The sequence below is a fragment of the Vibrio pectenicida genome, assembly GCA_024347015.1.
In the GTDB taxonomy this organism is placed as follows: Bacteria; Pseudomonadota; Gammaproteobacteria; order Enterobacterales; family Vibrionaceae; genus Vibrio; species Vibrio pectenicida.
The window spans coordinates 2589533-2615708 of record AP024889.1 but is presented as its reverse complement, the minus strand read 5'-3'; the positions used below and the strand labels follow the sequence as shown (position 1 = coordinate 2615708).

General features: G+C 40.5%; 22 protein-coding genes and 1 pseudogene. 14 read left to right on the top strand and 9 right to left on the bottom strand.

Translation table 11 applies throughout. The features are described 5' to 3' along the window. Nucleotides 1-24: 24 nt before the first annotated feature. From secA to carB, 5 genes are all read left to right on the top strand, one after another. Complete coding sequence (secA, locus tag OCV27_RS11985; RefSeq protein ID WP_125320076.1) at nt 25-2748, top strand: preprotein translocase subunit SecA; 2724 nt, start codon at nt 25-27, stop codon at nt 2746-2748. A gap of 63 nt (nt 2749-2811) precedes the next feature. Continuing rightward, nucleotides 2812-3210, top strand: coding sequence for an 8-oxo-dGTP diphosphatase MutT (gene mutT / locus OCV27_RS11980; protein WP_125320075.1), 399 nt, complete (start codon nt 2812-2814; stop codon nt 3208-3210). Nucleotides 3211-3358: 148 nt separating this feature from the next. Next, complete coding sequence (dapB, locus tag OCV27_RS11975; RefSeq protein WP_125320074.1) at nt 3359-4168, top strand: 4-hydroxy-tetrahydrodipicolinate reductase; 810 nt, start codon at nt 3359-3361, stop codon at nt 4166-4168. 482 nt (nt 4169-4650) lie between these two features. Continuing rightward, nucleotides 4651-5790, top strand: coding sequence for a glutamine-hydrolyzing carbamoyl-phosphate synthase small subunit (gene carA, locus OCV27_RS11970; protein ID WP_125320073.1), 1140 nt, complete (start codon nt 4651-4653; stop codon nt 5788-5790). Between the two features lie 16 nt (nt 5791-5806). Then, on the top strand, nt 5807-9037 hold the full coding sequence (gene carB / locus OCV27_RS11965; RefSeq protein WP_125320072.1) for a carbamoyl-phosphate synthase large subunit: 3231 nt from the start codon (nt 5807-5809) through the stop codon (nt 9035-9037). A 111-nt stretch (nt 9038-9148) separates the two neighbouring features. On the opposite strand, the gene OCV27_RS11960 is transcribed toward carB, so the two are convergent. After that, entirely contained in the window at nt 9149-9847 is a 699-nt protein-coding gene (locus OCV27_RS11960; protein WP_125320071.1) for a hypothetical protein, read from the bottom strand. Nucleotides 9848-10195: 348 nt separating this feature from the next. Here OCV27_RS11960 and OCV27_RS11955 point away from each other — a divergent pair, with 348 nt between their 5' ends. The 6 genes and pseudogenes from OCV27_RS11955 to OCV27_RS20875 all read left to right on the top strand — a co-directional run. Beyond that, on the top strand, nt 10196-11152 hold the full coding sequence (locus OCV27_RS11955; RefSeq protein ID WP_125320070.1) for an MBL fold metallo-hydrolase: 957 nt from the start codon (nt 10196-10198) through the stop codon (nt 11150-11152). Continuing rightward, nucleotides 11142-11456, top strand: coding sequence for a hypothetical protein (locus OCV27_RS11950; RefSeq protein ID WP_125320069.1), 315 nt, complete (start codon nt 11142-11144; stop codon nt 11454-11456). Before OCV27_RS11955 ends, OCV27_RS11950 begins: the two co-directional genes overlap by 11 nt. Continuing rightward, nucleotides 11444-12310 (top strand): MbnB/TglH/ChrH family RiPP precursor modification enzyme, encoded by an 867-nt coding sequence (locus OCV27_RS11945; RefSeq protein WP_125320068.1) that lies wholly within the window; start codon nt 11444-11446, stop codon nt 12308-12310. The genes OCV27_RS11950 and OCV27_RS11945 overlap by 13 nt, the downstream gene beginning before the upstream one ends. Further along, nucleotides 12303-13028: an HvfC/BufC family peptide modification chaperone gene (locus tag OCV27_RS11940; protein WP_125320067.1), complete on the top strand. Its 726-nt coding sequence runs from the start codon at nt 12303-12305 to the stop codon at nt 13026-13028. The genes OCV27_RS11945 and OCV27_RS11940 overlap by 8 nt, the downstream gene beginning before the upstream one ends. A 2-nt stretch (nt 13029-13030) precedes the next feature. Then, a complete protein-coding gene (locus OCV27_RS11935) occupies nt 13031-13630 on the top strand; it encodes an HvfX family Cu-binding RiPP maturation protein (RefSeq protein ID WP_125320066.1) in 600 nt (199 codons plus the stop codon). 60 nt (nt 13631-13690) lie between these two features. Further along, nucleotides 13691-13963: pseudogene (locus OCV27_RS20875) on the top strand (cytochrome ubiquinol oxidase subunit I); the annotation flags it as partial. On the opposite strand, the gene OCV27_RS11925 reads toward OCV27_RS20875, so the two are convergent. The 4 genes from OCV27_RS11925 to OCV27_RS11910 all read right to left on the bottom strand — a co-directional run bounded on the left by OCV27_RS11925 (nt 13957) and on the right by OCV27_RS11910 (nt 17555). Then, nucleotides 13957-14163, bottom strand: coding sequence for a hypothetical protein (locus tag OCV27_RS11925; protein ID WP_125320065.1), 207 nt, complete (start codon nt 14161-14163; stop codon nt 13957-13959). The pseudogene OCV27_RS20875 and the gene OCV27_RS11925 sit on opposite strands and share 7 nt — an antisense overlap. Before the next feature lie 237 nt (nt 14164-14400). Then, nucleotides 14401-15177 carry a DEAD/DEAH box helicase gene (locus OCV27_RS11920; RefSeq protein ID WP_221740606.1) on the bottom strand — a complete coding sequence of 259 codons (777 nt, stop codon included), beginning with the start codon at nt 15175-15177 and terminating at the stop codon, nt 14401-14403. A 33-nt stretch (nt 15178-15210) separates the two neighbouring features. Further along, nucleotides 15211-15849, bottom strand: a complete 639-nt coding sequence (locus tag OCV27_RS11915; RefSeq protein WP_221740605.1) for a UvrD-helicase domain-containing protein — start codon at nt 15847-15849, stop codon at nt 15211-15213. Next, nucleotides 15846-17555, bottom strand: a complete 1710-nt coding sequence (locus OCV27_RS11910) for an ATP-dependent nuclease (protein WP_125320064.1) — start codon at nt 17553-17555, stop codon at nt 15846-15848. Before OCV27_RS11910 ends, OCV27_RS11915 begins: the two co-directional genes overlap by 4 nt. Nucleotides 17556-18238: 683 nt before the next feature. Here OCV27_RS11910 and OCV27_RS11905 point away from each other — a divergent pair. The 3 genes from OCV27_RS11905 (at nt 18239) to OCV27_RS11895 (ending at nt 21402) form a co-directional block, all read left to right on the top strand. Next, entirely contained in the window at nt 18239-19732 is a 1494-nt protein-coding gene (locus tag OCV27_RS11905) for a BspA family leucine-rich repeat surface protein (protein ID WP_125320063.1), read from the top strand. A 590-nt stretch (nt 19733-20322) separates the two neighbouring features. Next, nucleotides 20323-20481, top strand: coding sequence for a hypothetical protein (locus tag OCV27_RS11900; RefSeq protein WP_185759736.1), 159 nt, complete (start codon nt 20323-20325; stop codon nt 20479-20481). Nucleotides 20482-20622: 141 nt separating this feature from the next. Next, entirely contained in the window at nt 20623-21402 is a 780-nt protein-coding gene (locus OCV27_RS11895) for a TSUP family transporter (RefSeq protein WP_125323440.1), read from the top strand. On the opposite strand, the gene OCV27_RS11890 is transcribed toward OCV27_RS11895, so the two are convergent. The 4 genes from OCV27_RS11890 to OCV27_RS11875 all read right to left on the bottom strand — a co-directional run bounded on the left by OCV27_RS11890 (nt 21353) and on the right by OCV27_RS11875 (nt 26024). Next, nucleotides 21353-22198 carry a LysR family transcriptional regulator gene (locus OCV27_RS11890; RefSeq protein WP_125323439.1) on the bottom strand — a complete coding sequence of 282 codons (846 nt, stop codon included), beginning with the start codon at nt 22196-22198 and terminating at the stop codon, nt 21353-21355. The two genes, OCV27_RS11895 and OCV27_RS11890, sit on opposite strands and share 50 nt — an antisense overlap. Before the next feature lie 123 nt (nt 22199-22321). Further along, nucleotides 22322-23458, bottom strand: a complete 1137-nt coding sequence (locus OCV27_RS11885; protein ID WP_337969074.1) for an RCC1 domain-containing protein — start codon at nt 23456-23458, stop codon at nt 22322-22324. A 374-nt stretch (nt 23459-23832) separates the two neighbouring features. Further along, on the bottom strand, nt 23833-24231 hold the full coding sequence (locus OCV27_RS11880) for a hypothetical protein (RefSeq protein ID WP_125322276.1): 399 nt from the start codon (nt 24229-24231) through the stop codon (nt 23833-23835). 284 nt (nt 24232-24515) lie between these two features. Next, entirely contained in the window at nt 24516-26024 is a 1509-nt protein-coding gene (locus OCV27_RS11875) for a diguanylate cyclase (RefSeq protein ID WP_245986778.1), read from the bottom strand. Between the last annotated feature and the right edge of the window lie 152 nt (nt 26025-26176).

Sequence of the window (26176 nt, the reverse complement as noted above, 5' to 3'; positions counted from 1 at the left end):
TAAGTAAAGAGAGATGCATAGCAAATGATAACTAAGCTACTGACAAAGGTAATTGGCAGTCGCAACGACCGCACGTTACGTCGCCTTAGAAAAATTGTAAAAGAAATAAATAACTATGAACCTGGGCTTGAAGCGCTTTCAGATGAAGAATTGAAAGCAAAAACCGTTGAGTTCCGCCAGCGTCTTGAACAAGGTGAAACACTAGATGGCTTACTTCCTGAGGCTTTTGCTACAGTACGTGAAGCTTCCAAGCGCGTATATGGTATGCGCCATTTCGATGTTCAGCTGATCGGTGGAATGGTGCTCAATGCTGGTCAAATATCAGAGATGCGTACAGGTGAAGGTAAAACACTGACAGCAACTCTTCCTGCTTATCTTAACGCCCTTGCCGGAAAAGGCGTTCACGTTGTTACCGTTAACGACTATCTTGCTGCGCGTGATGCTGAGACAAACCGTCCTTTGTTTGAGTTTTTAGGTATGACGGTTGGTGTGAATGTACCTAACATGCCTCCACAAGAGAAAAAGCAGGCTTACTTAGCCGATATACTTTACGGTACTAACAATGAGTTTGGATTCGATTATTTGCGTGACAATATGGCGTTTCGCTCTGAAGACCGAGTTCAGCGTGAACGATTTTTTGCGGTTGTCGATGAAGTGGATTCCATCTTAATAGATGAAGCACGTACACCTTTAATTATTTCAGGGCCAGCTGAAGATAGCTCTGATTTATATACGCGTATCAACACATTAATCCCTAACCTACAAAAACAAGATCAGGAAGACTCTGAAGAATATCGCGGTGATGGGCATTACACTGTTGACGAAAAATCAAAGCAGGTGCATTTGACGGAAACAGGTCAAGAGCATGTTGAAGAATTGATGATAACAAACGGTCTGATGGAAGAAGGAGATACTCTTTACTCCCCAACTAATATCAGTTTACTTCATCATGTCAATGCGGCGTTGCGGGCTCATGTCTTGTTTGAGAAAAACGTCGACTATATCGTCAATGAAGACGGCGAAGTAGTAATTGTTGATGAGCATACTGGCCGTACAATGCCTGGACGTCGTTGGTCTGAAGGGCTTCATCAAGCGGTGGAGGCTAAAGAAGGTGTCAAGATCCAGAATGAAAATCAGACCTTAGCTTCCATTACATTCCAGAATTTCTTCCGTCTATATGAAAAACTTTCTGGTATGACGGGAACCGCAGATACAGAAGCTTTTGAGTTCCAGTCTATTTATGGTCTAGATACTGTTGTTATACCGACTAATAAACCTATGGTTCGTAATGATATGCCTGATGTGGTATATCGCACAGAGGCGGAAAAGTTTGCCGCTATCATTGAAGATATTAAGCAGCGAGTAGAAGAAGGTCAGCCTTCATTAGTTGGTACAGTATCAATTGAAAAATCAGAGCTTTTATCTAATGCGCTGAAAAAAGCCAAGATTAAACATAATGTACTGAATGCCAAATTCCATGAGCGAGAAGCGGAAATTGTTGCACAAGCGGGTACGCCAGGTGCGGTTACCATTGCTACCAATATGGCTGGTCGTGGTACAGATATCGTGTTGGGTGGAAGCTGGCAGGCAAAAATAGATGTCTTAGATAATCCAACTCAAGAGCAAATTGAAGTTATCAAGGCTGATTGGAAAGAAATTCACGATAAAGTTCTCGATGCTGGTGGTCTACATATTATTGGTACTGAGCGTCATGAATCTCGCCGTATTGATAATCAACTACGAGGTCGCTCTGGTCGTCAAGGTGATGCTGGCTCTTCACGCTTTTACCTTTCTATGGAAGATTCGCTACTGCGTATTTTTACTTCTGACCGTATGGCCAGCCTTATCCAAAGTGGTATGGAAGAAGGGGAAGCGATTGAATCTAAAATGTTATCACGCTCGATTGAAAAAGCGCAGCGTAAAGTCGAAGGTCGAAACTTCGATATCCGTAAACAGCTTCTTGAGTACGACGATGTTGCCAATGATCAACGTAAAGTTGTTTACGAGTTGCGTGATGAACTAATGAATGTTGACGATATCAGTGAAATGATTGAACAGAATCGAGCTGATGTTGTTAGTGCTGTCATTGATGAATATATTCCACCTCAGTCTTTGGAAGATATGTGGGATGTCGAAGGACTACAAGATCGTTTGAAAAATGATTTTGATCTCAATGCACCAGTAAAACAGTGGCTTGAAGATGATGACAAGCTTTATGAAGAAGCCTTGCGAGAAAAGATACTAGAGACATCCACGACAGTCTATAAAGAAAAAGAGATAGTAGTTGGTGAGCAGGTTCTACGTAACTTTGAAAAGTCAGTCATGCTACAGACGCTTGATACCCTCTGGAAAGAGCACCTTGCCGCTATGGATCATTTACGCCAAGGCATTCATTTACGTGGTTATGCTCAGAAAAACCCGAAACAGGAATATAAGCGTGAGTCATTTGAGTTATTTGAAGGTTTACTCGATGCACTAAAAACTGATGTTATTACCATCTTGTCTAAAGTGCGTGTTCAGCAACAAGAAGAAGTTGAACGTATGGAGGCGCAGCGCTTAGCGCAAGCTGAAGAAGCAGCAAGACGTACTCAAGCGCAACATGTTTCGGCAACTAATCAATTTTCTGATCAAGATGAAGACTCTCATCAGCCAATGGTTCGCGAGGAGCGAAAAGTTGGTCGTAATGAGCCTTGCCCATGTGGTAGTGGGAAAAAGTATAAACAATGCCATGGTCAGCTTAGTGGTTAATCTGATCTAGATAATAAAATATTAAGAGTCGCATTAGCGGCTCTTTTTTTGAGGAAAGTAGTTGTGAAGCGTATCCATATTGTTGCAGCGATCATCTTAAATACTGAAAAGAAAGAAGTCTTTATTACTAAGCGACCTGAAGATAAGCATAAAGGGGGCTTTTGGGAGTTCCCTGGTGGAAAAGTCGAGGATAATGAAACTACTGCACAAGCGATTATACGAGAGCTAGATGAAGAAGTAGGTATTCAGGTGACAAAGCAGAGCTTATTTGAACATCTTGAATACGATTATCCTGATAAGTCGCTTGAGTTTGATTTTATTCTGGTGACTGATTTTGAAAACCAACCTTTTGGCAAGGAAGGACAGCAAGGAAAGTGGATAGCAATTACTGAACTCGGTGGTTATGAATTTCCTGAAGCAAATAGGTCTATCGTAGATAGAGTGGTTAGCGAATATACCTAAACAGTTAAATTAACAGCAAAGTATAGAATCAAATAGGATCTTACTTGGGGTTAAGTAGGAAAATTTCATTATCGAACATATAGCCAGCCACCTTTAATGTTGGTAATTTTAACTCAGTAGCATAAAAACGAAAATAATGGAGAAGTGAATGGTACGTATTGCAATTGCGGGAGCAGCTGGACGCATGGGTCGCAACCTAGTTAAAGCTACTCACCAAAATCCACTTGCCCAAGTTGGTACAGGTTCTGAAAGACCTGAGTCATCTCTTGTTGGTGTAGATATTGGTGAACTTTGTGGGGAAGGAAAGTTTAATGTAGTACTGACAGATGAGCTGAATAAACAGATTGATCAGTTTGATGTCATCATCGACTTTACTGCTCCAGCAAGTACCTTGGCAAACCTTGAGCTTTGTCGTCAGCATGGTAAAAGTATTGTGATAGGTACAACAGGTTTTACAGAACATGAACGTGAATTGATTGAAAAGACGGCGGCAAAAATACCTGTTGTTATGGCATCAAATTATTCGGTTGGCGTAAACCTGGTGTTCAAATTGCTTGAAAAGGCGGCGAAAGTTATGGGTGACTATTGTGATATCGAGGTTGTAGAAGCTCACCATCGCTACAAGGTCGATGCGCCTTCAGGTACAGCTATCAGCATGGGAGAAGCGATTGCTGGAGCCATGGGCAATAAATTGAGTGATGTTGCTGTCTATGCCCGAGAAGGGATTACAGGTGAGCGTACTAAAGATGAAATCGGGTTTGCTACTATTCGTGCAGGAGACATTGTAGGGGAACACACTGCAATGTTTGCTGATATTGGTGAACGGGTTGAGATCACTCACAAAGCGACAGATCGTATGACCTTTGCTAATGGTGCCGTTAAGGCTGCGGTATGGTTAAAAGATAAACCGGCAGGCTTATACTCTATGACGGATGTACTTGGTCTGAATGATTTATAAATAAATAATTATGCGCCAAGCCGACTTGGCGCTTTTTTTATGCCCTCTATTTTTACCGCTCAAAAAACTTTTATCTTAAAGACCTTTTCTTTGTTTTTTTTCTTTTATTTTGCCTTGTTAATGCAGATATTTTATTAAGTAGCTCAAAATACCCTTTAACTGGTGTTTGTTTATCGTTTGCGTGGCGATAGTAATCTAGGGGTGGGTTTTTGTTATTCAATATGTAGCTATTTTTTTTTATTTAGGATAATAATGGCTAAATCTAAAGGTTAAACCTAATGTTTTGGCTGTTATAAGTGGTTATTTGTTTTAAGTGCTCTAAAGTTTGAAGTAATTTTTATGCTCCTGTTGACACAATTCATTAGTCTCATTAGAATGCTGCCAATTTGTCTATATAACCTTAAAGCGCTTATGTTAGGAGTTAAGGAAGACGAATTTGCAGTTTAATTTATTATTTTTGCATTTTTATTCTGGAGGTTGTCTTGAGTAAATCAGCACTGTTAGTCCTAGAAGATGGGACAGTGTTCCACGGAGCTTCTATTGGAGCAGATGGTTCATCTGTTGGTGAAGTCGTTTTTAATACCTCGATGACGGGGTACCAAGAAATTCTCACTGATCCTTCCTATTCACAGCAAATTGTTACTCTTACTTACCCTCACATAGGCAATACCGGAATCAACTCCGAAGACGAAGAATCATCTTCCATACATGCACAAGGCCTTGTGATTCGCGACCTACCTCTTACTGCTTCCAACTTCCGTAGTGAACAGACCCTTTCTGATTACCTTAAGTCACAAAACATCATTGGTATTGCTGATATCGATACACGTAAATTGACTCGTATTCTACGCGAGAAAGGTGCACAAAATGGTTGTATTGTTGCGGGTACCAACCTAGACGAAGCTTTAGCTTTGGCGAAAGCAAAAGAATTCCCTGGCTTAAAAGGAATGGACCTTGCGAAAGAAGTTACTACAAAAGAAGCGTATCAATGGCAACAAGGTTCGTGGACGCTCGAAGGTGGCCTTCCAGAAGCGCAAGAAAGCAACGAATTGCGATATCATGTTGTTGCCTATGACTTTGGAGCAAAGCGAAATATCTTGCGCATGCTCGTTGACCGAGGTTGCCGCCTAACGGTTGTCCCTGCAGAAACGAGTGCTGAAGAAGTGTTAGCGCTTAATCCTGATGGGGTATTTTTATCAAATGGCCCTGGCGATCCTGAGCCTTGTATTTACGCCATTGAAGCGACAAAAGTATTCTTAGATAAAGGTTTACCAATCTTTGGTATTTGTTTAGGCCACCAAATATTGGCGATTGCATCAGGCGCTAAAACAGTCAAAATGAAGTTTGGTCACCACGGTGCTAACCATCCAGTTAAAGATCTTGACCGAAATGTCGTCATGATTTCTTCACAAAACCATGGTTTTGCTGCCGATGAAGCTAGCTTACCAGAGAATCTGTGTGCTACACACGTATCACTATTTGATGGTTCTCTTCAAGGTATTCACCGTATAGATAAGCCAGCATTTAGTTTTCAAGGTCACCCAGAAGCAAGCCCAGGTCCACACGACGCAGCACCGCTTTTTGATCACTTTATCGAACTTATCAAACAACACAGCGCTTAATTTGGAGTAGTAGAGAATGCCAAAACGTACTGATCTAAAAAGTATTCTAATTCTTGGTGCAGGCCCGATTGTTATCGGTCAGGCATGTGAGTTTGACTACTCTGGCGCTCAAGCTTGTAAAGCGCTTCGTGAAGAGGGTTATCGAGTTATTCTTGTCAACTCTAATCCAGCCACAATCATGACTGACCCTGAAATGGCAGATGCCACTTACATTGAACCCATTCAGTGGGAAGTGGTACGCAAGATCATCGAAAAAGAACGTCCAGACGCAGTACTTCCCACCATGGGTGGCCAAACGGCGCTTAACTGCGCGCTTGATTTAGAAAAGCATGGGGTACTAGCAGAGTTTTGTGTAGAAATGATAGGCGCAACGGCAGATGCTATTGATAAAGCTGAAGACCGTTCTCGCTTTGATAAAGCGATGAAGTCTATTGGTCTTGATTGTCCTCGGGCTGATACTGCCAAGAACATGGAAGAAGCTTATGGTGTCCTGGATATGGTGGGCTTTCCATGTATTATTCGTCCCTCATTTACTATGGGAGGAACAGGCGGTGGTATTGCGTATAATAAAGAAGAATTCGAAGAAATCTGTCGCCGAGGTCTAGATCTTTCCCCAACTAATGAGCTTCTTATTGATGAATCTTTGATAGGTTGGAAAGAGTATGAGATGGAAGTGGTTCGCGATAAAGCGGATAACTGTATCATTGTATGTGCTATTGAGAACTTCGACCCAATGGGTATTCATACTGGTGATTCTATTACAGTGGCTCCAGCGCAGACTCTGACGGATAAAGAATATCAGTTAATGCGTAATGCCTCGCTTGCAGTATTGCGTGAAATTGGTGTTGAAACAGGCGGCTCAAACGTACAGTTTGGAATCAATCCGAAAGATGGCCGTATGGTTATTATCGAGATGAACCCGCGAGTGTCTCGTTCTTCTGCTCTTGCATCAAAAGCGACAGGTTTCCCAATTGCTAAAATTGCCGCTAAGTTAGCGGTAGGTTTTACTCTTGATGAGCTACAAAATGATATTACAGGTGGTGCGACACCAGCATCGTTTGAGCCTACCATTGATTACGTTGTGACTAAAATTCCTCGCTTTAACTTCGAGAAATTTGCCGGTGCAAATGACCGTCTTACTACTCAGATGAAATCAGTGGGTGAGGTGATGGCTATAGGCCGTAACCAACAAGAATCGCTGCAAAAAGCATTACGTGGCCTTGAAATTGGTGTGAATGGCTTTGATGAAATGGTGGACCTAGATGCACCAGATGCTCTCACTAAAATTCGTCATGAGTTAAAAGAAGCCGGCGCTGAGCGTATTTGGTATATTGCAGATGCATTCCGTGCTGGTATGTCAGTCGATGGTGTCTTCAACCTAACTCAAATTGATCGCTGGTTCTTGGTACAAATTGAAGATCTTATTAATCTAGAAAATGAGGTCAAAACAGGTGGCTTTGCTGGTTTATCGCAAGATGTTTTGCGTAAGATGAAGCGGAAAGGTTTCTCTGATGCGCGCCTGTCTTCAATCCTTGGTGTATCTGAGAATGAAATCCGTCGTCTACGTGACCAGTATGACATTCACCCAGTCTACAAGCGTGTCGATACTTGTGCGGCTGAGTTTTCTTCTGATACCGCTTACATGTACTCATCTTACGATGAAGAGTGTGAAGCGCAGCCTACAGATAAAGACAAGATCATGGTTCTGGGCGGTGGTCCAAACCGGATCGGGCAAGGTATCGAGTTTGATTATTGCTGTGTACATGCTTCACTTGCTCTACGTGAAGACGGTTATGAAACTATTATGGTTAACTGTAACCCTGAAACCGTCTCAACTGACTATGACACTTCCGATCGCCTTTACTTTGAACCCGTGACTTTAGAAGACGTGTTGTCTATTGTTCGAGTTGAAAAGCCAAAAGGAGTCATCGTTCAATATGGTGGGCAAACACCTTTGAAGCTAGCTCGTGCACTTGAAGCTGCTGGTGTTCCTATCATAGGGACAAGCCCGGATGCGATTGACCGCGCTGAAGATCGTGAACGCTTCCAGGCGGCTGTTGACCGCCTAGGGTTGTTACAGCCAGAGAACGCTACAGTAACAGCCCTTGATCAAGCAGTAGAGAAATCCAGGGAAATAGGCTTTCCACTGGTAGTTCGTCCTTCATACGTATTGGGCGGCCGTGCGATGGAAATCGTTTACGATGAGCAAGATTTACGTCGCTACTTTAACGAAGCCGTTAGTGTATCAAATGAATCTCCAGTGTTGCTGGATCGATTCTTAGATGATGCAACTGAAGTCGATATTGATGCTATCTGCGATGGTGAGCGTGTGGTTATCGGCGGTATCATGGAGCATATCGAGCAAGCGGGTGTTCACTCTGGTGACTCAGCATGTTCTCTTCCTGCTTACACATTAAGCCAGGAAATCCAAGATAAGATGCGTGAGCAAGTAGAAAAGCTAGCCTTTGAGCTAGGTGTACGCGGCTTGATGAATACGCAATTTGCGGTTAAAGGTAACGACGTTTATCTGATTGAAGTTAACCCGCGTGCTGCTCGTACTGTTCCTTTTGTATCAAAAGCAACTGGCGCACCTCTTGCGAAAATCGCAGCTCGAGTTATGGCAGGTCAATCACTTGAATCACAAGGTTTTCTCAAAGAGATTATTCCGCCATATTACTCAGTAAAAGAAGTTGTATTGCCATTTAATAAGTTCCCAGGTGTTGATCCACTATTAGGCCCAGAAATGCGCTCTACAGGTGAGGTGATGGGCGTTGGTGCAACTTTTGCAGAAGCTTACGCAAAAGCAGAACTCGGTTGTGACAAAGTCTATCCAGAAGGTGGCCGCGCACTCCTGTCTGTTCGCGAAGGTGACAAGCAACGAGTAGTCGACCTTGCATCTAAGCTAACCAAACTTGGTTACCAGCTAGACGCCACACATGGTACAGCGATTATTCTTGGTGAAGCGGGGATCAATCCTCGTCTTGTTAACAAGGTACACGAAGGTCGTCCACACATCCTAGACCGCATCAAGAACAACGAGTATACCTATATCGTGAATACGACTGCAGGTCGTCAGTCGATTGAAGACTCTAAAGTATTGCGCCGTGGCGCTCTAGCAGAAAAGGTGAACTACACGACAACACTCAATGCGGCATTTGCCACTTGTATGTCACATGCTGCTGATGCGTGCGCTACTGTAACTTCGGTACAAGAGCTTCATGCGAAGATTGCTGAAAACGAAGCTTAGTGAAAGCTAAGATAAATAGAAAAAGCCCATTTTAATAGTGGGCTTTTTTGCAGGTAAGGAAACAAAAGAGGACTAAGTTTCATTACCGCAACCTAAATTAAAAAGTGGTATTTATTTTAAAATACATGTGGTTCTCATAAGCGCATCATCAAACGTTTGGTAGACTAGACCATTATCCATATGGGCAGAGATATGCCCTTGATAACCCATGCTTCCCCATTCATCTTGGTTTCTAAATAGTTTATAAGAAATATCTTGATCAGGTGTGTACCAGTCTGATTTATTTAAAGAAAAACTTCCCCACTCAGCAAATAAGTAACCGAACATTCTGGCGGTAGGAACCAGAGCAATCTCTTCAATTTTGGGTAGGCTACCACCCATATTATTGCAATATTGCTCAGATTGAGAAAAGGTTCTGAGCAGATCATCGGGTGTAGAGAAAAAACTCGGATTAAAAGAATAAGTGAAACTTGAGCCTACAGAGTCAGAGATGAGCAATTTGATTTTGCCTTTATCTTTGATAGTAAGGATATCCTCTTCAATATCCACATTACCTTCTGTTACTTCGATAGAGTAGGGCGCAACGCCTCTAATCATATTAAGCTTCATGGTTGCACCATAAAAAGCGGTTTTCGGCAAGCCAGAAGTCGCGCCATTCAGAGCAAGCTCTTTTTTCATTGGAGTGCCATAGCTCATCGTAATGGATTCAATAGATGGTGTGTTTTCATCTTTCGGTTGATAAAGCGAATTACTGGCAAAGCAAACTTGACTTGAGGCAAGTAGGGAGAGAACTAACGCTGTTTTCTTCATGGTAGTATTATCCTTTATGTTATTGGTTATATTGATTTTATAACTAGGATAATATGGATTTACTTCCGCTCTTCCACAGGTGGAGAGCAAACCTTTGGCCCCATTCCAAGTAAACAGTTTCATATCAAGATACAGTTAACATCTTTGTATATTAATTTTGAGTGATTTAATGTTCAGTTTATCTTAACTAAAATTAAATATATCTAGATATATTTAACTTTAAATATTAGATATCGTAGTTGAGTACTTTGACGGACATCAAAAACAAGCCGTTTTTCCTGCCCTCATCACTGCTTTGGATAATCATCCAAAAAAGATAAATAAAACTGTTACTCACAGGTATTTGATATGAAACAGCCTTTAAAAGTATTAATACTGGCTATGGGGTTATCTCTTGGTTCAGTCAATAGCTATGCCCTCTCTCTCGAACCATTAGAGAAAGATTTTACTCTACAACTTCTTGGATCTGGTGGACCTATTTCTGATGATCTCCGCGCTTCTTCGGGGGAACTTATTTGGTGGAAAGGAAAGTCACGAGTAATGATAGATGCAGGTGGCGGTGTCTATCTCAGATTTGGTCAGGCGGGCGGAAAACTAGAAGAACTCGATTTTCTCGGTTTGAGCCATTTTCACACCGATCACGTTGCTGATGTTCCAGCATTACTTAAAGGTGGTTATTTTTTTGATCGCCAAGATCCTTTAGATATCGCTGGCCCTGAGGCAGGTTCTGCTTTTCCTAGTATGACAGGGTATATGAAAGCGCTTTTCGATGGTGATAAGGGTGCTTATGCCTATCTCAATGGCCTTTTCGATGGTAGCGACGGCTTATTTCCGGTCACTATTACAGACGTGCCATACACCTCTTCGCAAGGTACTCAGGTTTATCAGCAAGATGGATTAACGATTTATGCACTTGGTATTCCGCATGGTGATGTGCCTTGTTTAGCCTACCGTATTGAAAGTGAAGATGGTGTGATGGTGATTTCGGCTGACCAAAATGGCAGTAATCCAGATTTCGTAGAGTTTGCACAAGGTGCTGACATTCTTCTTATGCCGTTGGCAATACACGAAGATGCGGATGAAGTGTCAGCATTTTTGCATGCTAAGCCTTCAATTGTCGGCAAAATAGCTGCACAGGTGAACCCTAAACTATTAGTCCTCAATCATTGGATGGGCTTAGGCCTTAAGCTCAAGCCTGAGTCGATTAATATTGTGAAGCAGTACTACAAAGGTCAGGTCATTGCTGGGCATGACTTATCAAGCTACCCCATGAGCGCGGCTAAGGAGATGTCTAATGAACAATAAACTCGCTCTTTCTATCGCAATGACATCCGTTATTACTTTGAACTCAAATATGGTTTTTGCCGACGCCTCAGTTGAAGCGCCAGTTGAAGCACAATCTAAGTCAGAGCATGGCGGAAAGTGTGCTGCTGGTAAATGTGGCACAGAAAAACGTTTTGAAAAGCAAGAATTGAAAAGTAATCCGCAAGGCAGGTTAGTGCGAGCTCGTGATGGCCAATGTGGTGTGACGGGAGAGGGAATTCAACCTTCTGCAGAAACTATTAAGTTAACTCAGAGTAAAATAACAGGTGGCTTATGCGGACAATAGTTAATACGTCAAAAGGGCTTGGGCTACGTAGCGAACATATTGATTTGCTATGTCAGTTGCCTGAGCACCCTGATATAGATTTCCTTGAACTGGCACCAGAAAACTGGATGAATATTGGCGGTGTAAAGCGCGAAAAATTACAAGATATCGCCCAAACATACCCTTTGGTTGCACATGGACTCAGCTTGTCTATCGGTGATTGTCAGCCTTTAAATAAACCTTTTATAAAAGATGTCGCTCGTTTTCTCGATGAATTTAATATCGATATCTACAGTGAGCACCTGAGTTTTTCAAAAGATAGCCAAGGGTACTTATATGAGTTGCTGCCAGTGCCTAGGCACAAAGACAATATTGCCTATTTAGCTGAGCGCATTCAACGTGTTCAAGATCTGATTCAACGGCCACTTGCACTGGAAAATATCTCTTACTACCACAGTTATGGCAACGAGATCCCAGAGGGTGAATTTATTGCTGAACTATGTGATCGCAGTGGCTGTGAGTTACTACTTGATATCAACAATGTGTTCGTGAATAGCCAAAACCACAGTTATTGCCCTTACAAAATGTTGAATGCGCTACCCAGTGAAGCCATTCGGTATTACCACATTGCTGGGCATCTTAAAGAAAATGATGGCTTTTTGCTTGATACGCATGGAACCCCTGTTTCTAAACAAGTATTAGATCTGGCTCGTTACACCTATTGTGTCCATGGTAGTAAACCTTTGCTATTGGAACGCGATCAAAACATGCCACCTCTGTTGGTATTGGTAGAAGAACTGCGTAGTACCCACGGTGAAATACTTGAATTTGGCCAAACGCTAGAAGGTCTTTGTAAGGAGTTGATCAATGCTTAACCCTCCTAACCAAATGCAAACGCAAACTGAATCGCTTTCAGCAATGATTCGTTTTCCTAATGAGAAAAATATATTGTGTCGATACAGCGAATTTATTCGCGATAATGTTTTGAGCGTAGTGAATGCCACATTTCCACTGTTTTATGCCCAATTTTCTCGCCAGAAGCTTGATGGTATGGTCGATGGGTTTGTGACTAAACATGGCGCTTTTGAGGCTGAATTCCACCAAATAGCGACAGAGTTTGTTCATTTTTTGCAGAAAGACAAAAGTAACAGTACTAACTTTGTCTCATCACAACAACTGGCATTACTCGAGTATGAATGGGTTACTTTTTGCGTGGAGATTGACTCAATAAGCGGCAAGATGTCCTATTTTACGCCCAAAGAAGTAGTGGAAGACGACTGCCTGCAAGTAAACCCAACCTTAAAACTCACTCAAGTTCCTTTTTTACTTCATCAAGATTCGGTGACTTTTTTAACCTCCGATAGTCATTTCGTGTTTTATGGCGTATTTCGTAACCAAGATCATCATGTTGTCTCTCAAAGGTTGAGAGACGTAGATGTTGCTTTGATTCAAATGCTCATAGATCAGCCTGATTTGACTTCAGCTCAACTGCAGCAAACCGTCAATCAGAATGATGTCAGCTTTAGTGTAATTGAGTGGGTGCAACATTTTGGTGAATTAGGACTTCTTAAGGTCCAATTTATAGGAGAATAATTATGATTAAGTCAGCTCTTAACTGGTTCGACGGCTTTGTGGAGAAATGCCAAAAGTATGATTTTTTGGCTTTGCTTTCTATCCGCCTGTTTCTTATTCCTGTCATTTTTGTCGGGGCGCGCTCTAAGGTGCTTGGGTTCTCGGGTACCGTTGCTTGGTTTGGTGCTTCAGCTGCTGATGGTGGCTTGAATCTTCCTTTCCCTGAACTGCTTGCATTTCTTGCTGCTGCGACTGAGGTTCTAGGGTGTATTTGTATTGCACTCGGTTTGTTTACTAGAGTGATGGCAATTCCGATGATATTCATGATGAGCGTTGCCAGTGCTATGGTGCATTGGAAACATGGCTGGGATGCAATTGCTACCGGTAGTATGGAAGCTACAGTGCGCTTGAATGGTTTTATAGAGTGGCTGGCGAGCAACTTTCCCGGTCGATACAACTACATTACAGAACTTGGTGATCCTGTGATGCTAAATAATGGAATGGAGTTTGCCGCAACCTATTTTGTTATGTTGATGGTACTGTTTTTCTACGGCGGTGGCCGATATGTGAGCCTAGACTACTGGCTACGCAAGCCATTTAACTCAACTCCCGCTAAAGCATAATCCCCCATCGACTAGACCTTTTTATCTAACCCGCTGTTTGAGCAGCGGGAAGGAGTTTCTATGTTCGCAGATGCTGTTCACTTGTATTGATTTCACTTCGCAAGTACCGCTCTTTATCATTTAACGATTGGTTTGTCTTTCCTTCTGGCAGTTATGGAGTCTTTGTATGTTATGACGGGTAAAACTGCCTACAAGGATATAACGATATTTTGGGGCAAGTTTGGACAGGAGTTTGCCAGTGCTTTTGCTAATTTAGCGATCTATGGATTACTTCAACTATATAAAACTTTGAGTAGCAAAGGCACAACAAGAGATGTTCACTACGGTCATTTCCCCTTCTGATTGATTTCTTTTCTAGAGAAATACCCACCAAACATAGTAAGAATGATTCCCAAAATGGTGACGGATACACCGTTAACTAGAACGAACGCATAAGAATGGTCATTGATAATGTAACCTCGAATCCCATAGAAGCAGAGAAATGCACCGAAACAACAACAGATCACACCAACGAAGGCAGTAACTTTTTCCATGTATAACACTCGAAGTTTTTTGTAAAGGAATCATATAAATGCAGTAGCTTTTACTTGCTTAATATTAGCCGATAATCACTTGGTTGCACACAAGACCTGAGAATAAAACATAACTGCCGTAAAATTGGACAGAAGTTTGCCAGCGACTTTCCTAAATTAGCAATTCATGAATAACTAAAGGTATGGAAAATCTGGACAAAGCAGATTTTTGGCAATTATCTTTGGTTAATACTATGTTCACTCTAATTTTTTCTTTGTTTTGTGGTTTGGATGATTTGGGTTTAACACTTCAAACCCAATAGATTCAAGGCTTTTAACAATGTCATCGTGCTTGTATTTGTTGCCAAGTAAATCCATGTCTACTGCAACAACAAGCTCTGACTCAGCCCTCGTTAATGCAACGTAAACTATATTCCAAGTCTTGTTGAACTTGGTTACAGCATCCTGCATTAAGCATTTGAAAATCGCTGGTGTTAAGACTAATACACAGACTTTAGACTCTAAGCCCTTAGTGCGCTGGATGCTGCTTATTGTGTACTTAGCCGAGTTGCCCTTGGATGAACTATATTGCTCAGCAGTTCGACAAAGGTTTTTAAACAACTCTTTTTCATACGGGATTTCGAGCTTGGCAAGAAATTTACGTATGGAACTGTTGTTGTCATTTTTGGACAGCAAAGATGCAAAGAAACGCTGTAATGAATATATGACCACCCCTTCTTCGTATTCGGGGAATTTTACTGTAAGTAGCTCTTCTACCTCAGGGTCAAACTCGGGTAGTGATCCTACTTGTTTAGTTGAGTAGTTACCTTCTTTTCTGAAGATGCTAACTAAACTCCCACTCTCAATGTGATGGCTAAGTACAGCGTCATAATGGTCATCTTCTGTAGTGATGTATGTGAGGCGTCCTTCAACTTCAGACAAGCTCATCTGCTCTTGCCCTTTGGGGTAGAAGGTATTTGATAGATCAAGAATCCTCTGTGGAACCCTACGAGAAGTCGTGATATTCGGCAGCACTTTTACTTTTTTGTTGGCTTTGTTTTTTGCTAACTAACCTTTGAAATCTTTTGGATAATCAATCGCTTGCTTGGGATCGCCTACCATGTAAATATCAGCAGAGTTCTCGCCGATTTTTTGAAAAGCTTTAAGAGCGGTTTCGTCTAGATCCTGAGCTTCATCAAGGAAAATCTTGTCAATCGCACTGCTTAGGAGTTTATGAACTTTCCTAACTTTAGATTTCTTCCTCTGGCTGTTGTGTTTTGAATAGTTTTCATCGACAACTCTCCATGCCGCAGAATATGTTTCATCGACATGTATTACCCCAATTTTCTTTAGCCTTGAAATGGTGCTCTTGGCTTCTCTTTGTTTTTTCTCAGCAGACTTTCCAGCAGGAAAGTTTGAGAACGTTTTGCATTGTGAAGAGGTAGTGTGTACTTCATTTAAAACAAAAGGAGAGTAAGGGTAAATGACCTCATTCAACAGAAACGTGTGAACTGTGCAAACTACGATATTGTCTGGCAAGTATCCTAATTGTCTGATAATCGCCTGAGTAATGTTCTGCGTGGCATTGTTGGTATAAGTAATCGCTAAGATTTTCTTATGCGATGTTGAGTCGTAGTGCGCAATGATCTTCTCAGCCAGACTATGAGTCTTACCTGCGCCAGCGCCAGCTATCTGAATTTCAATCATTTCATGAAATCCAAGGCTTCTTGAATGTGTTTGGGTAACGAGATCGGATCTTTGTTCTCTTCATCTAAGATGGAGTCAGCTATCCTGAGCATCCTTTCAGCTTTACTTTTCTTCAGGTACTCAGCCATATCACCAGAGGTTTTGCACTCCTTCTTGAAAAGTGTGTTTAGGCGGCCAAGGTTTCCATCAGCCTCCGCAAGATCATCTTCGAGCGTATATTTGGTAGTGGTTCTTACTCGAATATTGTCGTTATCAGTATCGTACTTTTGATGCTTATCTTTGGTTGAGTCATTGTCATCATAATCTCGAATTATGCTTAACTTCTTCTTAGTATTGCCTTTGTTGACTTGTAGCCAAACGTCCATGAAAGTTGTAAAGCCCGTTTGCTCAATAGAAATAACTTCAAGACTGCTAACATTTTCGTTATTGCGATAGAGGATAGCGTTAATCAGCATCTCTTCCGTAGTGCCTTCAACGAGAACAGTCTTATTGCTCAGCAGTAGTTTTAGAATGTCGAAGTTTGGTCGCTTACGAAGGTAGTTAGTAAGATGTTTCTTACTATCAATTAGGTGGATCGCATTATTTCCAGATAGGACGATCACGTTGGTTAGCTCAAGTTTATTGATGACCAGTGGACTATGGGAGCTAATTAGCGTTTGTAGAGACGAGCCGCCTTTTTGTGTGCTTTTGTATATAAAGTCAGTTGCGAAGCGGAGGTTGTTGACGCTGAGGTGTGCTTCAGGTTCTTCGATACAGCATAGGTTGAGTGCATTCTTGTTGCCGCTAAAGAACTCAAATAATAGGTAGATGTACACGAGGTTACGATATCCAAGACCACGCTGATACAGATAGCTTTCACCCGACTTCAGAGTAATGTTGGATAGGATGCTTTTTAAATTAGGCAGGTTCGGGATACATTCAAGCTTATCAACAATTTCGTCGAAGAAGTTCTCGAAGTCTGGATCAGGTGTAACGATTTTTGTGAATGTCTCGGTGTTTTCGATTGCATCGAAAAAAGAAGTGTATGCGCTGTTAATCTTGGCTTTGTCGGAATCTTCGAGAGCGGAAATCAACATCTTGGTCAGGATGTCGTTTGATTTCTGAGTGTTACTTTCGGCAAAGTCATCACGCTCAGCGTTGATCGAGTTGATGCCTATAAGTCTTAAATCAGAATAGCTAACCCTTAACCCATTGTTGCTTTGTGTTATGTCGTAATCGTACAGCTCAATTGGCAGGTTGAACCAGCGTGTATCTTTTATGTCCCCGATACCGTCAAGTAGCTCCTTGGCAGCCTTAACAAATTGCTCTGTATCTTTGGGCTTGAAGTCGTAACGAATCTTGTAGCTATCGTCGGCTTCTTCTCCGATTATCCACTTGCCAATAACGCCTTCTTCAATAATGTTCTTTGGCTCAGTAAACTCGACCTCAACTCGAACCTTAGGAATCAGAAGCTTGATCTCATCATCGTCCTTACCGTTGATGATCGCTTGGTAAAACTCTTTAATTGCTTCGCGGTTGATATCCGATACCGAGAGCCGTTTCTTATTGAAGCTAATGTCGTTGTTGTTAAGTGGCAAGGCAAGAGCATCGAATAGGTTAGTTTTACCTGCTTCGTTTTCACCAATAATTACGCTTAGTGGTGAAAATTTGATCTCGAAGTTTTTGAAGGCTCGATAGTTTTCAATTTCGACTGTACGAATGTACATTTATCTTCCATGTAGTAATTGTTTGTTATCATTTTCATAAAGTTAACATCAAACAATGTAGGCTGAAACAAACTTAGACGAAAAAATAGCCCTTCATCAAAGCCATTGTGAACTTCAAAATTTCCTAGTAACTTGAATCTCACTCCGTTCAGATGTATCAGTGATCTATTCTAAGTCATCCGTTGGGTGCGGTATATGCCTATGTAGGTGCACAAAAAAGCATTACACCAAGTAAGTCAAACTTGATTGTTGTGAAGTGGGCAGCTAATGGCTCTAGCTCATTTTGGGGCAGATATGGCTCAGGCAGAGAGCTGCGGTCTTGAGTGTTTCAGTGATTTTGATAATTTAACGCAGTATCACTATGTTCAAACGGAACTCTGTCCAAGCGAAGGCTATTTAAAATCGGGCTTTTTGACGATAACTCAGGGTTTCACCTTATTTCGTGATGTTTATATTTTCAATACGCTAAAGACCCTTACTGATGATAATAAAATTTAATGAATTTATTTACTTATCGTTACTAACTTATTCTATCCCTATAGATAGATTGTAACTTAACCTAATAGAAGATGATTGCTGAAAGTTTACCAAAAAGTCGTAACAAGCAGATAAGGCTTAGCTTTGTACACTTACCTGAGTGTAAAGTCTATTGATAAGCGGGAATGCATCATATGTAAAAGACCATGAAAGACTTATTCTCATTCTCCCTCCTAATATCAGGAATATTTTCCAGCCAAAACATTTATGCTACTACAGATACCGTTCGTTGTATCAATGAAGATATTGGATCCACATTTACTCAAGGTGATAAAACTTATCTAGTTGTAGATAACCACCTTATTCAGGATAGCAATTTACTTGATCAATTAGAAATAGAAGAGTTGTCCTTCTGTACATCACAAGTTACTGATATGAAAGAGGTGTTTTTTGATAGAAGCTCATTTAATGCCGATATTCATGATTGGGATACTTCTAATGTGACGAATATGTATGGCATGTTTGAAAGAGCGACCGCCTTTAACCAAGACATAGGGGATTGGGATACTTCCAGTGTGACAAGTATGTACGGAATGTTTATTGGAGCAACTGCATTTAACCAAGATATAGGGAATTGGGATACTTCTAATGTGACCAATATGAATTCAATGTTTTGGTCCGCCACAAACTTTAACCAAGATATAGGGAATTGGGATATTTCTAATGTGATTGATATGCGTTCAATGTTTGAAGGAGCTACTTCCTTTATCCAGAGTAATATAGACAGTTGGGATACCTCTAATATCATGAATATGAGCGAAATCCAAAGAAGTGTACTAGGCGAAGAAAACAAAAAGCTTAGCGACGAAAGAGGTTCACCTAGAGCGTTTGCTGTAGAGGTTGCACGTTTGGATGCACCAACAGAAGCATATGAACGGTTTGGCGATAAAATACCACCTATTTTTGAAAAAAACACACCAGTATCAGTGGTGGTTGCAACTTATGCAAATAGTATTAACTGGTTGGTCATGGGACCAATGCAGGTCGATGGGCAGAAATTTAGAGATGAAGTATATGTGTGTGCATCCAAAGCAAATTCTCTCTCTGTAAGAGGCTGTGGTAAATACTATCGAGGAACAAATAGCACGCATACTAAAAGGCTTCATTCTGATGCTTTTGAGTCCATGTATAACCATAATCACTATCCTCAAGGGGGAATGAATGGCAATAACTTTGAATCAACGTCATTGCCACCCGATGTTACTCCAGCGGAATTCAAAAAGCACCTCACAGAATTTTTATATTTTGATAAGGAGATTCATGACGGCATTCCACGATTCTTATCTTCTTGTAAAGTAGATGAAGCTAGTGAGCAATTCGAGTGTGCGTATTATAATCCTGATCTCGTTGATAACTCAGGTGCTAGGTCATACGACGGAGAAGATATTAAAGAGCTAGTACTTAATCAACACATAGAACAACCATGTAAATCATCTGAACATCAGGACAATACACGTGGTATTGCTAGTGAACGCGCCGATGACAGACAACCAATAGAGTATTCGACGAAGGAATATCAATACGTATTGGATTTCAGAAAGAAAGGAAAGGAGCATATGCATATGATTGAGCATGCTGAGAAGAAAAAAGCTGTCTTAAAAGAATTGACAAGCTTGAGTAACTCAGGGGAAGGCAACTAGCCTTACCTGTGTGCAATGCAGTCAAGGTGTGATCAACTTAAGCGTTTAAATTTCGATTCACAGGGTACTTAATCTGAACATATATACCGTCAATTATGGCGGTATATATTACGTTAGTATTTTCTTCATTCTTACTATCAATATAAGTTACTAACTTGGTTTAATGTATAACTCAAAAAATTCCGCTTAATAAGTAATAGGGATACCTATTAAGCGGGACAATTCATGTTGAATATATAAAAAGATAATGGGAAAATTTATTGTGCCACTACAATTCTGCCTAGTAAACCAGAAGCTAATCATTAGATATGCTTGGCTAATCTAGGGTTAAAAATGTAGGCGGGTATTGCTCTAGGTGTGTTGCAGTGGAGTCATATAATTAGAAGTCTAGGCATGAGGAAAACTAAGACAAATTTCAGGATTTGAAATCAGGTTCAACCCACACTGACAAACTTTGGGGCATTTTCTTGTTAGAAAGTGCCTTGTGCTGATTTTGTCAGTTTTTTTACTTTGGCAACCTTAGAACGACTACATTTAAGCAGAGCCTCAACCTATGACCACCTTTTTTCTTCACTTTTAATAGTAAAGCGATGTTTTCTCTAGCTGAAAAACTTGAACGAGAAAATGACCAACAAGCAATTGATCTGCTTTCAAATTTATCCCATGTCGTTGAGGACATGTTCAGATTTCACCGCTTATATAAAGCTCAATCAAAGTACGATCTCACCTTGGGTGATGGGTATGAGTAAGATGTCATTTATTTATTATCAATAAAATTTGCTTTCTATAAATGATGAAAAAAAGGAATAGGTCAATATCTAAGCTTTCCTTATGTGAGATAAAAATAGAGTGATATGTTTATTGTCATTAGTGATTAACAAGCTTTCGATATGGACATCTCATTTGAAATATTAACCTTACTTTTTTTTGTTGCTACTGCGGCTGGTTTTATTGATGCCATGGCGGGTGGGGGAGGGTTGTTGACCTTACCTGCTCTTCTGGCCGCTGGCGTTCCCCCGACTCAGGCTCTGGCCACAAATAAGCTGCAAAGCTCATTTGGCAGCTTTTCAGCCAGTTGGTACTTTGTCCGCAATGGCTTAGTGAGCCTAAAAGAAATGCGCCTTGCCATTGCGTGCACTTTTATTGGTGCGGCAATAGGTGCACAGGCAGTGCAATATATCGATGCTAATATTTTGACCAGTCTAATACCGATATTTTTGCTGGCAATTTCACTGTATTTTTTACTTATGCCTAAGAGTAAACCTCACTCAGGAAAAGCAAAATTATCTGAGGCGATGTTTGCTCTGTGTGTTGGCGGTGGTGTTGGATTTTATGATGGTTTTTTTGGCCCTGGTACAGGATCTATCTTTACCGTGTGCTTTGTGATTATTGGCCAATTTTCTCTGGTGGCTGCTACTGCACGTACTAAGGTGCTTAACTTTACCTCTAATATTGCCGCGCTGCTGTTTTTTATTATGGCTGGCCTACCGATTTGGCAGCTGGGTTTAACTATGGCTGTTGGCGGTTTTATGGGAGCACGTCTCGGTGCGAAAGTAGTGGTAACAAAAGGGCAAAAATGGATTCGACCTTTAGTTATTACTATGTCGATGGCGATGGCAATTAAACTGCTTTGGCAACAGCATCACCAATGGTTAATATCAATGCTTTAACTCTGGGTGATTGATAGACACTTTGCCTGACACAGATATGAATTGGGCGAATCAGATGTGCTAATTCGGCAAAACGAAAACAGTATTTTTCTGAGATGCTTAAGGCTTTGATGATCGAGTTAGGGATAAGAGCAGGTGCCGTCCCCCCAAGTGCGAGTTGAGCAGCAGCTGTGTAAGCGTCCATTTCCATAATTGGCGTAATATTAAACTTGTCGAGTGTCTGACGTTGGTAGCTATTGGCTGGGTTGGTTAGATCATTAGTAATGACTTTATCTGGTAATTGGGTTAACGGTTTATGGTACACAATAGCAAAAGGTTCATCTGCTAAATGGAATGTGAGCAAGCCATGATGGGCTGGTATTAGGCCAGCGCAGAGGCCCAAAGTGGCTTTGCCTGATTGAACGTGTTCGATAATTCTTGGAGTATGATTTGTGGTAATCCTGAGGAAAGAGTCGTCTCTTAAGTAGTCAGCTATAGTTTTACCAAGATATCCTGCAATCAATGATTTGGAGCTATCAAGAGTTATCCATGAGGTATCTTGCAGTGTTTGCTGTTCATAGATAAGACCACGAAGTTCGTTAAATGAGGGGCCTATACTCTTAATCAAAGCTTGGCCATCGGGCGTAAGTTTGATTGAACGGCCGCAAGGCTCAATCAATTTCTTATCCAATTTCTTTTCCAAATTAGCGATACGTTTACTGACCGCAGATTGGCTTATGTACAGTAGGCTACCAGTGCGGCTCATGGTTTTTGCTTTGCTAAGCACCAGTAAAGTTTCAATACCTTCAAGTAACATGAATAACGTTGAAAAATAGGAATGGATAACCCAATTTAGCTTAAGTTATTCTGACTTGGTAGTTAAATTTTTTCATCACCATTGTCTTACAAAAAGAATTAAGTAAGACAATGGCGTATATACCTAGATGACAGTTTGAGGTGTTGCTTTGGTCTCTCGATGACCCAGCCCTAGCTGCCCTATGATATTGTCTCCCCAGCACTTGAGAGTATCATCTTCTAAGATCGCGCAGGTGTGCCTATCACCGAGCGATATGTGTTTGGCGCTTTGACCAAGAGTGACTGTCGTCGGGGTGGTTTGGGTTTGGTAGTTGCCAATTCCCAGTTGCCCATGTTGATTGGAACCCCAGCATTGCAGTGTTCCGCTTTGTAGTATTGCGCAAGCATGTTGTTTACCGAGTGCAAGTGTTTGAACATTTTCAGCGAACGTTAAGCTTGTTGGTCTGGCTTTATTTCTTCGATGTCCTATCCCAAGTTGGCCTGATTGATTATTACCCCAGCACTTGACTTGATGATTATCAAGCAGAGAACAAGCAAACTGGTGACCCACGTTAACAGAACTTGCTGGGCGAGTTAATTGGACGGTTTGTGGCATTAAATAAGATTGATTATCTTTGGTTTGATTAGTTGGAAAGCCAATGCCTAATTGACCAAAATAGTTGTTTCCCCAACATTTTACTTGACCTAACTCTGTTTGAAAACAGGTGAAATTATCACCTACTTGGATGCTTGTTAGTGGTGATTGTTCTATTACAGCAGTGGGAAAGAGTTCAGGTCGAGTTCTGCCAGTACCGAGTTGGCCGAAGAAATTGTCGCCCCAACATTGCGCAGTATTATCACTTTGTATTAAGCAAGCATGATTGCTGCCCATTGAAAGGAATTTTGCTGAATATTGAAGTGATAGTGCTCTTGGAGCGATGAATCGATAAAGCCCTTGCCCAAGTAAATAGCGGCTATTGTTTCCCCAACAAGTTGTTTCTCCGAGTGTTGATAGAGAACAAGAGTGATTGGCAGCAAGGCTGATTTGTTTTTTTTCACCAGATAAATTGACAGCAGTTGGTCTGATTATAGAATGAACATTGGATAGGCCTACCCCTAACTGTCCTGAGTAATTATTACCCCAGCAGTAGATAGCATCACTTTCTGATACAGCGCAAGTGTGACTACTTCCTAGTGATATTTTTTTCCAGTAATTTGGTGTTTGTGCATGTGCGTTGGATATAAATAAAAAAAATAAGATCAAGATCGAAAAAAAATTCACTTTATAAATTATCCTTTGTATTTTAAATAATTAATTATTACCGATTAAATAGGCCGTTGGTTTTTTATTTAGGTGGAAAATAGGCTGGATTTAAAACAGCCTATTAATCATAATGGTTTAATGAATAAGCATCCTATTAAAGCTTATCGCAAAAGCATAAATTCACACTACATATTGGAATTTCACCTGGAGGGCAGCTAATGCTTGCCATAGAGCTCGCTGATGAAAATAAAGCAATGGTGAATAATAGAATAGATTTTTTAAGCATGATTACCTCATTGTTTAATGGTTGTATGGTGAGAAATATAATGAGTTAAATCTTGTTGATAAGCAATGATTTAATATATTGAATCATTGCTTAAGTTATATTTCAATCAAACTCTAAGTTGGAAATTCGCATCTATTTGACCTTGTAAATAATACGTCTTATAGCCATTAATAAAGTAGCTAGAGCCATTCGACCGAATGACTTCAAAGATTTCCCAGCGTGATGTTCCGCTATCTGCAGGCTGTGAAGTATAACCAGAAGGGCAGTTAAATGATTTTTGTTGCCAAACTTCTTCACTCACTCTAAATACTTTGAAATAGTGGCCACTTGCTTCAGTTATTCTTCCCCATTTCCCTGGTATTGTCATATAATTATCATTTTCGTCTAAGAGCCATTCCCAATCACTTGCATCAGGTAGGCCACAATATACATAAGTTGTTGTATTTGCATATACTGTTTGACTGGCTAGTAGTAGGGTAGAAAAAATAAATGCTGACAATTTCATATGATAAAACTTCCTTGTTATTAAAATGTTACAACAAGGTAGGTTATTTGTTCTGTGAGAGTAAATGATCTAAGTAACTGAAGTATGATTTATATCCCAAATACATATTGATATTTTTCTGAAACATTAACCCTGCCACGTAAGTTGGTACGTTTAAGTAATTTAATTAATATCTGTAGGGTTATTGTTATCTAATAGAAAGCATATGTTTAAGAGCTGATTATATATTTAAATTTACTGTCTATTTATTTAAATATAACTGATTTTAAATGATGGTAATAAGGCTAAGTTTTTGCTTGAATTTGATACCAAGAACTAGACCTGTTTCTACCATCATTTTTGGATGCGTAGAGTGCTTCATCTGCTCTTGCAATAACCTGCTCAACATTTGTATCATTAGAAGATGATTCTGCAACGCCTAAGCTGACAGTTATGGGCCGAGCTAATGAAAAGGCATTAGACTCGATTGCTTTTCTTACCGCTTCTGCCACTTTAAGGGCACTTTCTTCAGGTGTTTCTGGAAGTAAGATTATGAATTCTTCACCTCCCCATCTTGCTAAGATATCTGTGTGTCTGACTTTCTTAGAAACGAGTTCACTGAGTTCCTTCAGGCAATCATCTCCTGCATTGTGTCCCAGTTCATCATTTATTTTCTTAAAATGATCTATATCGAAGATAATTATACTCAGTGTGGAATCAAAGTTCTTCGATTTCTCATGTTCAAAGTGTAAATGCTCAGTGAATTTGTTGCGATTTGCAAGCTTGGTCAAAAAGTCTGTACTGGACAGGTAAGTCAGCTCTTTTTTGTGGGTAAATTCAGAATAAATATTCCAGATATAAAATAGTGACACAACTACGATTAAGATTAAGTAAGTCGCGTAGTTATGGAGTAAAGTGCTCAATAAATTATCTCGTGAGCTACTGATCAAATAGGCAACATGTTCATTTTTGAAGTTTTTTATCGAAAGAAAGCTAATAATATAGTCTTGATCTTGTAAAGATATAGCTTGTGAAAAGCTCTCTTTTTTGTCAAATAAAGGCTTGAGCTGACTGCTGTAATTTTTAGCTTGGTCGATCAGGCTTCTGTGTTTCACGTTACGTAAATGTTTTTCAAATACCGCTTTATCGTAGTAATACCCATCAGCGAGAATGCTGGGTATATAGTGATTTTTCATGTCCTTAAACAATTTTGAATCGACTGCATTTTGACTGATAATAAATTGGAAGTCGTCTCGAGGGTATAAATCAACCAGAAGGTCTACAATGCTTCCCATTGATAGAGATACTTCTACACTACCTAGAGCTTGTTGCCCTTTTGACACTGGATAGACGAATCGGTAACCATTAAAAATGCGTCCTTCTTCAAAGCCTTCAACTATTTTTTGTTGTGTATTGGCTAGCCTGACAGACTCACGAATAGAAAATAGATTGTCGCCATATTTTTCAGGTTTATGTACTCGAAGAAAGCTATCACCATTAGGTAAATGGAAGTGGAGTTGCCTAAAGTTATGTGCTCTAAGAAGCTGATAATTAGATTTAAGTAATTGGTATAGTTTTATTCTTGCTTCGTCTCGCTTGTCGTTTTTCCCCTCGACTGCTATCGATAATAGCTTGATTACCTCATCATTGTTAGTAATCTGCTGGTAGACATAGTGAGAAAACTTATTATATACGCCAATACTAGAACGTACTTTAGACTCCATAATGACAGAATAGTTGACAAGAATTCGGCGTTTTTGTTCTCTATATTCTCCAACCAAAATAGCAAACGATACGAGTACAAGTGTAATCAAAATTCCTAAATGGACACATAGCTTAAATCCGAGGGTGGGTCTTAAGGTCGATCGCATTTTTAAACTAGTCCCCCCTAGAATAGGTTTCGAAAAATCCGCTAATGATAGCTTAGTATATTTTGAGGTAATCGAAGGTTAAACTGAGAAGACGA

Bases quoted from the DNA above. Each gene is read 5' to 3' on its own strand.
- secA (WP_125320076.1), top strand. From the start codon at position 25: ATGATAACTAAGCTACTGACAAAGGTAATTGGCAGTCGCAACGACCGC.
- dapB (WP_125320074.1), top strand. From the start codon at position 3,359: ATGGTACGTATTGCAATTGCGGGAGCAGCTGGACGCATGGGTCGCAAC.
- carB (WP_125320072.1), top strand. From the start codon at position 5,807: ATGCCAAAACGTACTGATCTAAAAAGTATTCTAATTCTTGGTGCAGGC.
- OCV27_RS11960 (WP_125320071.1), bottom strand. From the start codon at position 9,847: ATGAAGAAAACAGCGTTAGTTCTCTCCCTACTTGCCTCAAGTCAAGTT.
- OCV27_RS11955 (WP_125320070.1), top strand. From the start codon at position 10,196: ATGAAACAGCCTTTAAAAGTATTAATACTGGCTATGGGGTTATCTCTT.
- OCV27_RS11950 (WP_125320069.1), top strand. From the start codon at position 11,142: ATGAACAATAAACTCGCTCTTTCTATCGCAATGACATCCGTTATTACT.
- OCV27_RS11945 (WP_125320068.1), top strand. From the start codon at position 11,444: ATGCGGACAATAGTTAATACGTCAAAAGGGCTTGGGCTACGTAGCGAA.
- OCV27_RS11940 (WP_125320067.1), top strand. From the start codon at position 12,303: ATGCTTAACCCTCCTAACCAAATGCAAACGCAAACTGAATCGCTTTCA.
- OCV27_RS11935 (WP_125320066.1), top strand. From the start codon at position 13,031: ATGATTAAGTCAGCTCTTAACTGGTTCGACGGCTTTGTGGAGAAATGC.
- OCV27_RS11925 (WP_125320065.1), bottom strand. From the start codon at position 14,163: ATGGAAAAAGTTACTGCCTTCGTTGGTGTGATCTGTTGTTGTTTCGGT.
- OCV27_RS11915 (WP_221740605.1), bottom strand. From the start codon at position 15,849: ATGATTGAAATTCAGATAGCTGGCGCTGGCGCAGGTAAGACTCATAGT.
- OCV27_RS11910 (WP_125320064.1), bottom strand. From the start codon at position 17,555: ATGTACATTCGTACAGTCGAAATTGAAAACTATCGAGCCTTCAAAAAC.
- OCV27_RS11905 (WP_125320063.1), top strand. From the start codon at position 18,239: ATGAAAGACTTATTCTCATTCTCCCTCCTAATATCAGGAATATTTTCC.
- OCV27_RS11900 (WP_185759736.1), top strand. From the start codon at position 20,323: ATGTTTTCTCTAGCTGAAAAACTTGAACGAGAAAATGACCAACAAGCA.
- OCV27_RS11895 (WP_125323440.1), top strand. From the start codon at position 20,623: ATGGACATCTCATTTGAAATATTAACCTTACTTTTTTTTGTTGCTACT.
- OCV27_RS11890 (WP_125323439.1), bottom strand. From the start codon at position 22,198: ATGTTACTTGAAGGTATTGAAACTTTACTGGTGCTTAGCAAAGCAAAA.
- OCV27_RS11880 (WP_125322276.1), bottom strand. From the start codon at position 24,231: ATGAAATTGTCAGCATTTATTTTTTCTACCCTACTACTAGCCAGTCAA.